The sequence below is a fragment of the Methanoregula sp. PtaB.Bin085 genome, from assembly GCF_002067035.1.
GTDB lineage: Archaea > Halobacteriota > Methanomicrobia > Methanomicrobiales > Methanospirillaceae > Methanoregula.
The window spans coordinates 142,373-155,250 of record NZ_MVQB01000027.1 but is presented as its reverse complement, the minus strand read 5'-3'; the positions used below and the strand labels follow the sequence as shown (position 1 = coordinate 155,250).

General features: G+C 57.5%; 12 protein-coding genes. 7 read left to right on the top strand and 5 right to left on the bottom strand.

Annotation, left to right across the window (positions count from 1 at the left end; genetic code table 11):
- Positions 1–109 precede the first annotated feature (109 nt).
- On the top strand, positions 110–601 hold the full coding sequence (locus A4E33_RS05840; RefSeq protein ID WP_292346752.1) for a GNAT family N-acetyltransferase: 492 nt from the start codon (positions 110–112) through the stop codon (positions 599–601).
- A gap of 249 nt (positions 602–850) precedes the next feature.
- Here A4E33_RS05840 and A4E33_RS05835 read toward each other — a convergent pair whose 3' ends face one another.
- From A4E33_RS05835 to A4E33_RS05825, 3 genes are all read right to left on the bottom strand, one after another.
- Positions 851–1,471, bottom strand: a complete 621-nt coding sequence (locus A4E33_RS05835; protein WP_292346751.1) for a metal-dependent hydrolase — start codon at positions 1,469–1,471, stop codon at positions 851–853.
- Positions 1,472–1,682: 211 nt separating this feature from the next.
- Positions 1,683–3,215: a beta-ribofuranosylaminobenzene 5'-phosphate synthase gene (locus A4E33_RS05830; protein WP_292346750.1), complete on the bottom strand. Its 1,533-nt coding sequence runs from the start codon at positions 3,213–3,215 to the stop codon at positions 1,683–1,685.
- An 80-nt stretch (positions 3,216–3,295) separates the two neighbouring features.
- A complete protein-coding gene (locus A4E33_RS05825; protein ID WP_292346749.1) occupies positions 3,296–3,676 on the bottom strand; it encodes a type II toxin-antitoxin system PemK/MazF family toxin in 381 nt (126 codons plus the stop codon).
- Positions 3,677–3,762: 86 nt separating this feature from the next.
- Between A4E33_RS05825 and A4E33_RS05820 the strand changes: the two genes are divergently transcribed.
- The 6 genes from A4E33_RS05820 to A4E33_RS05795 all read left to right on the top strand — a co-directional run bounded on the left by A4E33_RS05820 (position 3,763) and on the right by A4E33_RS05795 (position 7,663).
- Positions 3,763–4,092 carry an AN1-type zinc finger domain-containing protein gene (locus A4E33_RS05820; RefSeq protein WP_292346748.1) on the top strand — a complete coding sequence of 110 codons (330 nt, stop codon included), beginning with the start codon at positions 3,763–3,765 and terminating at the stop codon, positions 4,090–4,092.
- A 79-nt stretch (positions 4,093–4,171) separates the two neighbouring features.
- Complete coding sequence (locus tag A4E33_RS05815) at positions 4,172–4,927, top strand: C39 family peptidase (protein ID WP_292346747.1); 756 nt, start codon at positions 4,172–4,174, stop codon at positions 4,925–4,927.
- Positions 4,928–4,980: 53 nt separating this feature from the next.
- Positions 4,981–5,331, top strand: coding sequence for a hypothetical protein (locus A4E33_RS05810; RefSeq protein ID WP_292346746.1), 351 nt, complete (start codon positions 4,981–4,983; stop codon positions 5,329–5,331).
- Positions 5,332–5,431: 100 nt separating this feature from the next.
- Complete coding sequence (locus A4E33_RS05805) at positions 5,432–6,217, top strand: hypothetical protein (RefSeq protein ID WP_292346745.1); 786 nt, start codon at positions 5,432–5,434, stop codon at positions 6,215–6,217.
- A 392-nt stretch (positions 6,218–6,609) separates the two neighbouring features.
- Entirely contained in the window at positions 6,610–6,891 is a 282-nt protein-coding gene (locus tag A4E33_RS05800; protein ID WP_292346744.1) for a hypothetical protein, read from the top strand.
- 106 nt (positions 6,892–6,997) lie between these two features.
- The gene (locus tag A4E33_RS05795) at positions 6,998–7,663 is read left to right on the top strand and encodes a flavodoxin family protein (RefSeq protein WP_292346743.1); all 666 of its coding nucleotides are present in this window, start codon (positions 6,998–7,000) and stop codon (positions 7,661–7,663) included.
- Between the two features lie 70 nt (positions 7,664–7,733).
- On the opposite strand, the gene A4E33_RS05790 is transcribed toward A4E33_RS05795, so the two are convergent.
- Positions 7,734–11,969, bottom strand: a complete 4,236-nt coding sequence (locus tag A4E33_RS05790; protein WP_292346742.1) for a PAS domain S-box protein — start codon at positions 11,967–11,969, stop codon at positions 7,734–7,736.
- A gap of 247 nt (positions 11,970–12,216) precedes the next feature.
- The gene (gene rbr, locus A4E33_RS05785) at positions 12,217–12,789 is read right to left on the bottom strand and encodes a rubrerythrin (RefSeq protein WP_292346741.1); all 573 of its coding nucleotides are present in this window, start codon (positions 12,787–12,789) and stop codon (positions 12,217–12,219) included.
- Between the last annotated feature and the right edge of the window lie 89 nt (positions 12,790–12,878).

Here is a 12,878-nt window from a genome sequence, read left to right as displayed (position 1 = left end):
TAATGGATTTCTGCAGAGCACTTTTTTTATTCCGCATCCTACTGAATAACAGGAACCGGACCCTTACCCACCACGGTAATCGGTCGGGGATCTCGGGGTGCATACAACCATGGCAGATGATTTGAGAATCAGGGAGATGCAGGAGAGCGACCGCGATGCGGTCATGCGGATATTCAACCATTACGCTGCCACCAGCTTCGCAGCCTATCCCGAAGGTCCGCTGCCACCGCAGTTCTTCGGCCCGCTCCGGGAGGGCGCTGTCTCTGCCATTGTCGCGGAGCATGACGGGAACATCGCGGGGTTCGGCCTCCTGAAGCCGTTCCTCCCGTTCCCCGTGTTCCGTAAGACCGGCATGCTCACGTACTTCCTGGCACCGGAGTGCGTGGGGAAAGGGCTTGGCAGCCGGCTGCTGGATCGGCTCATGGCGGATGCCCGCGAGAAGGGGCTGACGATGCTGGTTGCCAACATGTCGTCAAAGAACGATGCAAGTGTCCGCTTCCACACGCGGCACGGGTTTACTGATGCCGGGCACCTGACCAGCGTGGGGGAAAAATTCGGGGAGCCGTTCGATGTGGTCTGGATGCAGCGGGCTGTAGAGTGAACCGGCATTTTTTCCCCCTGTTGCAGGATTTTTTTTAAGTCCGATCGACAGGGAAAAATTCCCTGCTGCCCGGCTCCAAGCTGGAGTGGTATCGGGAATGCCCGGAGGCATTTTTCATGCTCTCATGCCCCTCATGGTGAGAACCACCAGATCCCATATCGCACCGCTATCGAATACCCTCGTACGAAATATATCGGGACAGGATCTCCAGAGGTATCCCGGGCACCCGTGGTGCAAGGGGACCCCCGTTCAGATCAGGACTGTCTGATAGGGCTGCCACAGGAAGATGATTGCAAGCGACAGGAAAAGTACGAAGATTGCCACGCCCAGTAACCCTGAATAGAGCCTGTGTTGCTGCCGCTCGCGCAAGGGGTCGGGCACAATCACCGGACGTTTCTGATACCAGCTGATCCCCGCACCGAGAAGTATTACGAGAATGGCAAGCAGGAAAACCCATTCGGTTGGCGAGCTCAGCTCTGATACCAGCACCCTGAAAAAGTAATTATCATGTTCTTCAACCTGGTAGGGACCGAGAAAGGGGTAGAACCAGCGGTCCGGGCTGTTCCACATGAAATCGAGGATCTGGTGAAGGAAAATCCCGAGTGCAACGCATAAAAAGGAGTTCGAATGGTAATACCTCCAGACAAAGAGACCGGTCAGCAGGAAGAGGAACAGGATAACGAGGCTGTGAAAATAGATCCGGCTGGCATCCAGAACAGACTTCAGTACGATCAAGCCCAGCGGTTTGTCCACGATATCAGGGAGTACGCTTCCTATGGCGCAGAAGATGATAACGTTCTGGTCATGGTATACTTCATAGAGAATGAATCCAGCGATAAGGCCGATGACCATGTGGGCAAAGAACATCATCGGGAGAACGTCCGGCTGCTGATGTGTGATCTGTGTATTTGATCCAGAAGATGTTTTTCCTGCAGGGAATCGGGCGACGGATATTTTCAAACCCGCGAGTGTGCTGCTTCCGTTACGCCGGTTTTGTCGGTATGCCCGTGGCAGGAATTCTGAGCCTGAGAGTATCAGCAAGGGGGAGGGATTGCATTTCCCGGAGAAAAAACCGGAACGGTCACGCCACCCTCACAACCGCCCCGCTGTTCCGCGCAGTGGTGATGAGTGTCGTGCCCCCGCTGTGCTCATTCATGAACGATTGTGCCGCCTGTTCAATCGCCGTCATGCCGGTGTCCCCGACTGCATACACTGCCGGGCCGAACGAGGAGAGGCCGGCACCGGCAGCCCCGGCGTTCCGCAGGATATCAGGAAGGCCGGTCACCTGCGGGGGCTGGTGGGCGATCTCCACCCTCTTGAACCCGAGGGCCTGGACGGCATTGATCGACGAACCGAACAGGTCGAGATCCCGTGAAGCGATCCCGGGGAGCATCCTCATCAGGATTTCGTGGGACAACTGGCGGACCTCGTCGAGCGGGACCGGGCAGTTATCACGGAAGATATCCACTTCCCTGCCACCGCTTGCTCCTGCCGGCACGTTGGGGATTGCAAGCAGGATGCGCCAGTCCGCGGGGAAATCGTGCCGGGCGATCACGGGTGGCGGGCTGACGCCCCGCGATGCGGCGGACGGGCGGAAATCGGTCTTCTCCCCGCCAGCCCCGAACCGGTGGCCGCCGTCCACGATGAACCCGCCATACTCGAACGCGGCCGTCCCGATACCGCTCGTCCCGCCACGGCCCACGATCTTTGCAAGCTCTTTCACCGGCAGGTGCCGGCCGTGGAGTTCGGCAATTGCCCGGGCAACGGCAAGGGCAAGCTGCGAACCGCTCCCGAGACCGACGTGCGAGGGGTAGAAGCTCCGGATCGTGATCGCTACGTTCCCGCCTGCGCCGAGCTTCCGCAGCACATCCATAACGATCCCGCGGACCCGGTCCTGGACAGCCGGGTCTCCCCCGCTGACAGAGAGCGCGGGTGCGAGTTCTGCCTCGAGGAGGACGCCGGGCTCGTCGAGCGTGATGCCGATCCCTCCGTCCACCCGCCCGGATCCGCCGTGCAGGTCGATGAGCGTGACATGGATGCGGGAGGGCGTCCGGACGATGACCCGCCGCGAATCGAGGAAACGGTTGTACGGGAACTGTTCCTCGATGAACATGAGCGGTTTTTCTGCATGGATGATCTGGTACTGCCGGGAAAGAAGCGGCTCGTTTTTGCAGATCCCGAAAATCCGGCCCATCTCTTCCGAGGCCGGCGTGACGCGGGCTGACAGGATCTCCCGCCGGGCTTCGATATGGTGCCTGCTGATGATCCTGCCGATGGGGATATCGGCCTTCATCAGGTCGTCCCGGAACTCAGGAGACAACCGGTTGACGGGGGTATGCGAGATCGCGTAGATGAGTACCTCGTTGTTCTCTTCTGTGCGGATCTCCACCACCCGGTAGTTGACGGGATCGCCCACGGAAACATTCAGGATACCTGCCGCCTCTGTATCGGCGGGGATGACATTCTGGACCAGTGTCCGGATAATCACCTTTTTCCCGGTAATCGATTCCAGGATCTGCGTCACCGATCCGTCGGTGCCGAGCAGGAACTTCTGGACCGGAGAGATCCGGCCGACCTGCATCTCCATTTCGGCAATCGCCCGTGCGATATCCATCCAGTCATCGTTATCGTGCCGGACGATAAGGCTGCTGATGCAGGGATCACCATGCTCCGGAAGGAGGGAAAGGAAGACGATCAGCGGGTCTGCCGGCCGGGCCTTTTCTGCCCCGGCTGCGAACCTGCCGGGGAAACAACCGGCACATGTGCAGAAATCTCAGCGAGCGATTCAGGAGAAAGCCGGCCTTTCTTTCCTGCCACGGCCGCATTCCTGATGGTGAGAACCCGTGACGTCATGACATAGCTCTCGCCGAACATTTCCAGACCTCCGGCTGCAAAGTCGTCAAGGGCCAGCGGCAGGCAGGGCGCATCGAAGGGAGGCCTGCTGCTGACCGGGCAGATGAGGATCCGACCCGGCACATCTGTCCCGATTACCACGACCGGCCGGACCTTGGGAGGTGCCCGGTCGTCAAGCGCAACCGATGCGAGGAGGACATCACCCCTGCTGTACTGTTCCACGATGTACAGATCAGGTATGATTCGGGATAATATGTATGGTTGTCCGGCACTGTATTATTATCTGCAGCCCGGTCAAAGCACGTACGATGGCACACTGTGACAAGTGCAAAAGCGAGGTTCTGCTCCCGTTCACCTGCCAGTACTGCGGGGGGAAATACTGCGCCGGCTGCCGGCTCCCCCCCAACCACGAGTGTGCGGGCCTCGCACGCTGGAATGCCAAACCCCGGCCTGCAGCCGGGATGAGCTATAGTAAAGGTGGCGGGATTACGCCAACCGGCGGGACTGCCCCCGTGACCCGGAAACGGGCGGAGAAACGGACGGAGGAAGGCTTCCCGTACCTGAAGATCATGATCGCAGCTGCTGTCATCATCCTGCTGGGGCTTGCCTGGCTTGCCCTGAGCGGGTACCGGATGTGATTTTTCATCTTCTTTCTCCGGATATGCGGCAGTACTTGAATACCCGAAAAAACCAACATGCAGATAAAGGCGGCTGTCCATGCGAGCGCTCTACCTCTTCATCATCGTTGCGATATTCGGTATACTCATTGTCCTTGCCGCGGCCATCCTTTTCACAAGCCCGGCATTTGTTACAACCGTCAGTTCCGGCACTGAGGCTGGCAGCGTGAAGTACGCACTCGATCCTCCGCCTCTCCCCCCGCCCCGGTATTATACCGGCATCAATGTTTCCAGCCTGAAATCCGATGACAATCTCACCGTCATCCCGCTGAAAAGCCTCCGGCAGCAGGTCACGAACTACTCCTGCGGGGCTGTGGCAGCAATGACCGTGATGTCGTATTACGACATGCCGGTGAACAATACAGATGCCGATGAGATCCGGATCGCCCGTGAAATATATCCCGGTGTTTCGGAAAAGACCGGCCTCAACCCGGAACAGATTGCAGCGTGGCTTAAAAGGCAGGGCATGAATGCCACGTGGGGCACAGGTGGTACCCGTGCGATGCTCCTCAAAAATCTGAAAAACGGCATTCCCACCATGGTGGAATGGATGGACTGGGGCGGCCACTGGGTTGTTGTGACCGGTTATGATACCCGGGGGACGGAAACGGTCTGGGACGATGTGATCATCTTTGCTGATTCCGTGGACTGCCACGACGACCGTGTGGATGGCATCACCTCCTTCAACTACGGGAGGTTCGATGCGATGTGGTTCGATGCGCACTACTTCCCGGAGGGCATGAGGGACCGGGTGTGGGTTGTGGCAGCGCCGGAAAGCCCGGGCCTGCCGGGCTGAGCAATGCAACTGTTTTTCCTTTCCGGAGCGGATGATCGGATCAGGAGAAACGCATGAAGATTACCCGGCTCTTCACCGGATCGGACGACCGCTCCCATTTCGAGGACATCGAGATACCGTTCGAGCCCCGCGAGGCATTCGGTTTCTTCACCATTCCCGAACCGGCCAAGGCCGTATTCTTCCGGGAAAACCCGCCGGGATACGTTTACCCGTGGCATACCGTTGTCTGCCGGGAATATGTGGTGGTTATCGATGGTGAAGCCGAGATCGAGGCAGGGAGCGGGGAGAAGCGGACCTTTAAAAAAGGCGATGTCCTGCTGGCCGAAGACCTGACCGGGCAGGGCCACCGGACCCGGGTGCTCGGGAAGAAGGTCTGGCGACAGCTCTTTGTCACGCTGCCGTAATACCGGCCCGGACTGCGCTTCCCGCAGGGACTGACCGCGGGTCGGGACGACCCTCAACCTTTTTATCTGACTACCGCGGAAGCATCATCAGGGTGTTCGGATGAAGGGGAATGAAAGCGGGGCCAGTGAAGTGGTGGATGAAACGTTGATTATTGCTCTTGGCATCGTGCTTGCGGTCATCACCGTGATGCTGGTAACCGGTGTCATTCCCCTCACCCCAAAGTCGGCATATCTCGTACCCCAGTTCAATATCGTGAATGCATCGGATAAGCCGGTCATCGCGATCTTTCACCGCGCCGGGGACCCGGTATATTTCAACGCTGCACCATCGGGCGAATATACGGCCGAGCTGCAGGTCGATACGCAGGCCGGGTCATTCAAAGCGGTTCCTGCCCCAGCACTCACGGCATTCAGGCCGGGTGACTGGATCGTTCTCTATTACACGGGATCCGGGTTCATGGTTACTCCCAATCTCTCCGGTGCATCCTTCTCTTCCCTGCCTCCGGGAAAGATCACGGTCAGGTTCATCGATACAAAATCGGGTGTGCTGATTGCAAAGGAGGATGTCGTGGCAGGGACAGGGTCCTTGACAGCGACTGTAACGCCAACGCCGACGGCAACTACAAGAGCAACAACAACGGCAACAACCTCTCCCACGACGACGTCAACAGCGTCGACAACCATTACCACATCAACAGCATCAACGACATCAACAACCCCTACCTCCTCGACAACAGCAACGACAACCATAACGTCAGCTACTGTAACGACCACAACGACCTCGGTGACGGCCGTTCCAACATGTACGCCGGGGGCACCGCGTGGACAATATGTCAGCGGTCATTGCCCGTGCGATGACTACGCACGTTCCAGGAGCTGGTGCTGATGTGACGGCCCTTTTTTCTGGTTATGGATTACCCCGCAGACGTTGTCCCCAGAGAAAACAAACCAATCATACGCTTTACCGATCCCGAAAACTGCGCTAAACCTTACAGAAAAAACCCTCCCGTTACGATCCGGTCGTGCAGAGCGCGACCTGATCAGGGCCGGCCCTTGGGGTTCTGTGAACCTGCGTTCATCCGGACAGTGCTATCCGATTCTGATGCGAAGACACCTGTAATCGCAGACCCCTCTGATGAAACCGGCAGAAGCCCTGCCGGTTGTTCTGACGGGATGAATATCATTTCCGGCACTATCTTCACTTGCGAATGCGGGAAGTTTTTTCCATAAACCTTTTTGCAGAACCGAGGCAATACTGCCGTAACCGGAAGAACTGCCATGATCCTTGAACTTCTGAACCTGGTACTGGGCATTGTTTTTGGCTTTCTGCACAAGGGAAAGGAAGACTACTACCTGCTCCTGAAAAACGGGGTCGTGGTCGGCCTGGGCCTCGGGATTATCTTCGTTCTGGCAGCGGACTATCTCTATCCCGGGGGGATCAGTTTTGACTTCAGCATCCTGGGGATACCCGGGATCTTCATCGAGATCTTCCTTTTCCTCGTCATCTTCATCATCGGCTCATTCATCGGCGACAAGCTTGAAGTTATGGCAGGCAGATAATCGGTTTTTTGCGCTGCCAGCCCCTTTCTCTCTCATGAGGCCCCCTCTTTCCGCGCATCATAATATCCTCCGCCGACCCATGTTCTGAGCAGGAGCGACAGATGCCATGAAAATTCTTGCAATCCACGGGAGCCCCCGGACAGTGCAGAGCACCACGCGAAGGCTCGTTCAGTATGTCCTTGACGGGGCAGCGGAAGCCGGGGCTGAGACCGAGATCATCGATCTCTGCGATCTCCGGGTGGTTCCCTGCACTGCCTGCGATGCCTGTTCGCTGAACGGCATCTGTATCAACGACGACGATGTTGCGGGACTTGTCGATCGCATGAAGACTGCTGACGGAATCGTGTTTGCATCACCCGTGTACATCGACAATGTCTCCGGCCAGATGAAGGTCTTTTTCGATCGGCTCGCAGACGCGATCCACTACCAGCTGCTTGCCGGCAAATACGGCTGTTCGGTTGCGACAACGCACATGTCCGGCGGCGATGAGGTGGTGGCGTACCAGAATCACGTACTCAATTATCTTGCCGTTGTTTCCGTGGGCGGGATCAGCGTTGCCACGGGAGGGGAGGCGGCGGCTGTTGATGCAGAGGAACCCCGGGCCCGTGCGCTCGGCCGGAAGCTTGCCGACGCGATCACGCACGGTTTTTCTGACCCTCAGCAGGAAGAGGAGATCCGGGGAAACCGCGATTTTTTCCGGGAAATTGTTGCAGAAAACCAGGACCTCCGGACCGACGATTACAAACGGTGGGTCCGGCTGGGCTGGATATGATGAACAGGGCGGGAACCAGTGTCTGTACTACCCTCTCTCTCAGGAATCGTCACCTGGATACCCTGACGGATCATGCTTTCAGCCGGTAGGTACCCTTCGGAACGGTAATCTCGAAGACCGCACCCCTTCCCGGTGTACCGGTTTCGTGAATGGTGATACCGGTGATCGCGAGGATCTCGCGGGCAAGGAAGAGACCGTATCCCGTGTGCTTCCCGAATCCCTTGTCAAAGATTCTCTCCTTCTGGTCGGAGGGGACTCCGACCCCGTTGTCGGAGACAATGATGGTAAGGGTGTCGGAAGCAGGCCGGCAGCTGACGGTGATCGCTGTCACATTTCCGCCGTGCCGGGCCGCGTTGTCGATGAGGTTGAAGAAGACCCGCTCGAGCATGGGATCTGCATAGATCTCGGCATCGCAGGTGCACGTGAGGGATATGCCGTCGGATTTCTGCCTCGCAATGATGTCGCGGATGCTCTGCCAGCCCGGGGCCTGCACGCCAAGCTCCTGGTACGCCTTCGTGAACGCGATCTGGTGCGCGATCGCAGAGATGGCCTCGTCGATCTTCTGCAGGATTTCGGTGATCTCGGGGGAGGGCTTTTTCATCATTGCTATCCTTGCATATCCCCGCAGGACCGTGATCTGGTTTGCCACGTCGTGCCGCGTAATGCTGGTCAGGAGGTTGATCTTCCGGTTGGCCTCCCGGATGACCTTTTCTGCCCGTTTCCGGTCCGTGATATCAAGGAAACTGACAAGACTTGCCGTGACCTGGCCCCGGGTGTCGGTGAGCGGTGTTCCGAATACCTCCAGCTGGACGGTCGTACCATCGGGACGGACTACAATCATATCGTCGATATGGCGGTTTTCGCCATACATGCCGCGGACGATCGGCATCTCATGCATCGGGTAGCGTTGCGACGTCCCCTCCCGGTAAGCCTCGTACACTTCGGCAAGGTTCTGCTCAGTTGCATCCGGCAGGATCCCGCGCCCGAGGAGCCGTGTGGCCTCGCAATTGGCAATGATCGGTTTGCCCGTCGGGGCCTCGACCATGAAGATCCCGATCGGGACCGTATCGAGAAGCGTGCTGATGAGCCGGTTTCGGGAATCGAGATCCTCGCTCTTCTGGCGGAGTGCTTCCTCGATATTTTTCAGTTCCGTGATATCGCGGGATATGCCAACGACCTGAAATGGCACTCCCGACGCATCACAGATCGGCATCAGCGAATGGTCGAACCATCGTTCCTGCCCCCTGAAGCTCAGTTTCCCCATGCTGCGGAATCCTTTGCCGGTTGCAAGGACGCGGTCGATTGCTTTCTTTTGTCCGGCAGAAACATCCGGCGGGAACAGGGTGTTTCGTTCTCTGCCAAGGATCTTATCCACGGTACAGCCGAACATGTTTGCAGCACTCCCGTTTACGTACACGATACGATCGTTCCGGTCGATAACGAAGATCAGGTCCTGCGATGCTTCCGAAAGGCTCCGGTACCGGGCCTCGCTCTCGAGCATAGCCGCCTCGGCCTCTTTTGTCTCGGTGATATCCCGGCCCACCGACTGGTACTCAACCGGTTTTCCGGTATCATCGAATATGGCCCGGTCGCTCCAGCGCTGCCAGCGGATACTGCCATCCGGCATCGCGATCCGGTGAACGATGATATCGACCGGGTGTTCGGGTGTCAGGGACATAAAAAACTGCCGGACGGCAGGCCGGTCTGCCGGCGGGATATCCGGCCGGAAGCGGTGCCCGATGATCTCCTCCCGCGAAAGGCCGAAGTACCTGCAGTACGCATCGTTGACAAAGACATGCGTCCCGTCCGGCCGGAAACGACAGATGAATTCTGTCTGGTCCTCAACAATGTTCCGGTACCGCTGTTCGCTGGCGATCAGGGCTTCATCGGCCTTTGCACGGCCGATGGCTGAACCGATCTGGGTGGCGATCATCTCGAGGGCGATCCGCGATTCATGCGGGATATCGTCACGCGTATGCGATGCGGTATTCAGGTACCCGACAATCCGGCCCCGGGAGAAGACAGGGACAACAGCAAGGGCCCGGAGCCCCTCTTGATCCTGAACTTCCGAATGAGGAACACCCTCCGGCGCGTTCGTTGTGTACAGGGGCTTTCCGGAAAAAACGATCTGAGCATTCGCTGAACCTGGTGCGTAACGGGACACGGATTCAACAAAGTCTTTCCCGAGATTTTTTGAGAGGGCAAGGTCCACGGAACCGGTTGCCTCGTCAACAAGATAGATACCGCCCGCGTCCATCTCCGAGATCCGTATTGCCGCGTCAAGGCATGCATCCAGGAGCTCATCCCTGTCCCTGAGCTCCTGGAGCCGCATGCCAAGATCACGCTGGATACGGAGGATGTTCTCCTGCTGCTTCTGTTTGGTGATGTCCCTGAACGTACCTTCAACACCGGCAACGTTCCCGGCAGCATCGCGATACAGATGGCTGCTGGTTGCTACCAGGACCGGGGTTCCGTCCTTCTTTTTGAGCATGACTTCATAACTGGTGACCTTCCCGTTCCGGTAGATCTCATCGAGGAATGCTTTGCGGTCCCCGGGGGTGAAATAGAAGTCTTCCGCAATGCGCCTCCCGATACATTCCCCGACATCGTCGTACCCGAGCAGGGTTGCCCAGGACCGGCTTACCTTCACCAGCCGTCCTTCGGCGTCGCTCCGGTAATAGACATCCTGGATCTGGTCGAGCAGGTTTTTGTACTCCTGGTCTGCTGCAACGAGGCTGCGTTCAGCATTTTTCCGCTCCGTGATGTCCAGGAGCGATGCAACACTTTTCGTCGTGCCGGGAATGACATCGATGGTCAGGTAGATGTCCCGGATCTCACCGGATCGCGACCTGAAGCGGAACTCGTAATGCGTAAGGGCGTGTTTCCGGTCTATCCGTCTCAGCCGGTGCTGGGCAAGCATCCGTTCAAGATCTTCTTCTACGACAAACTCTGTCCATTTCTTCCGGTTCTCGATCTCGCCCTTCGGGTATCCGCTCAGCCGCGCGAATTCGGAATTTGCGAGGCTGATTGTACCGTCGTCTTCGATAAGGACCGTCGCAGTACCTGTTGTTTCGAAGACCGTGCGGTACTTCTCCTCGCTGGCATGGAGATTGTCTGTCGCGGTCCTGCGCTCCGTGATATCGATGATGATGCCCCGCACACCGGCAGTTTTCCCGTCCCGGAGGACAGGAGACGAGTAGATGGAGACGGGAAACGTGCTGCCGTCCCTCCGGAGCGCACGGTATTCGATATTGTCTTCCCGGACTTTTCCGTCGCTGATCATCCGGCCGAGCCGCGCCCGTGCCCGATCGCGGTCTTCCGGTGCGAGCATGGCCATCACGTTCATCCCCGTTCTGAGGATCTCCGGGGTATACCCGAAGAGCTCGAAAGCCATCCTGTTTGCATAGGTCAGGTTTGCTTTTTCGTCTGTCTCGTAGATGGCAAGCGGCAGCATGTCCGCAAGATCGCGGAACCTCCGTTCGCTCTCGTTCAGTGCCTGCTCTGCCCGTTTCCAGTCCGAGATCTCGCGGATCGATTCGATGGCCCCGACAATCGCACCGTCCTTGTCGTACAGGGGAGATGCCGTGAACCAGAGCGCCGCTCCCCTGCCCTCGTTGAAGTGCGGGATCGTGATCTCTGAGAAGAGCGTCTTTCCTTCCCTTTTTACAAAGGGATACTTTTCCGCAATGGCCGGGTCATCGTCAAGGACAAGATTGATCAGCAGGGGCCGGCGCTCGTGGTAGAACGGGAGCGCGTATTCATAATTTCCCTTCCCGAGCACACTGTCCGCACTGACACCGGTCATCTTCTCCATGGCCCGGTTCCATGCGATAAGGACTCCCCGGGTATCGATGGCAAAGGTTGCGTCGGGAAGAAAGTTGATGATGTCTGCCTCGCGGCGTTCATGGTCCCGGATACTTGCCTCGGCCCTCCTCTGGAGGATAGCCTTCGTTATCTTGTGCCCGAGCTCGGCAAACTGCGAAAGCGGCTCTCCCCCTTTCTGGAGGTAGAAATCCGCCCCTTCATTGAATGCCTGGATGACAATCTCCTCGCGGCCGCGGCCGGTGAAGATGATGAACGGAACATTCTTGTCCGAAGCCCTGACGTTTTTTAAAAAGCCGATGCCGTCCATAACGGGCATCTGGTAATCGGAGATGATGGCATCGTACCGTTTTTTCCGGAGGATCTCGAGGGCCTCCGTTGCAGAGGTGAGCGTTTCTACGGTAAACTGCCCGCTTTGCTCGAGGAACAGTTTACCAATTTCGAGCAGGCCGGGCTCATCGTCAACATAGAGTATGGAAAACATCCGAAGAAACCGGTACATTCCGGGCCGGGATATTCAGTATGTCAGAATCGGCAACAATGGTATTGAATGTTATGATGAATACTGAAGATATTCCAGGAGCCTGATGGCAGCGGAAGACATGACCGCACGTTTCCTTACCCGACCTCGATGAATATCGATCGGACTGACAGACAAGGATCTCCGGATCGGAAAGCCTGCCGGGTTTTGTCACCGTGTGGAACCATCTCCCCAAAACAGTAAAAAAGGGTTAATAGTTTTCTGCGTTCAGCTCGAAGTATGCCTGCGGGTGGTCGCAGACCGGGCATTTTGCCGGGGCAGCTTTCCCTTCGTGAACATAGCCACAGTTCCGGCAGTGCCATTTTGTCTCGTTTGCAGACCTGAAGACGGTCCCCTTCACCAGGTTCTGGTAGAGTTTCTTATACCTCGCCTCGTGGCTGGCCTCGACTTTCCCGATGCGGGAGAAGAGACGCCCGATCTCGAGGAACCCCTCCTTCTCCGCGGTCTTTGCAAAGGCAGGGTACAGCGTGCCCCATTCCATCTTCTCCCCTTCGTACGCAGCTTTGAGGTTTTCTTTTGTCGTCCCGATAACACCTGCCGGGTAAGCGGCAGTGATCTCAACGTCGCCGCCCTTCAGCTGCGAAAAAAAGAGCTTGGCATGCTCCCGCTCGTTCTGCGCCGTGTCCTCGAATACCGCGGCGATCTGCTCGTACCCTTCCTTCCGTGCAATGCTGGCAAAGAAACTGTAACGGTTCCGTGCCTGCGACTCGCCGGCAAACGCCGCGAGCAGGTTCTTTTCGGTCTTGCTTCCTGAAAATTTCATGGAACAATAACCTCTGCAGAGATCCTTTCCTGCCGCTGGGTATATACCCAGCGATCGGGATATGGCAGATACCCCGGGGGGATCAGGGA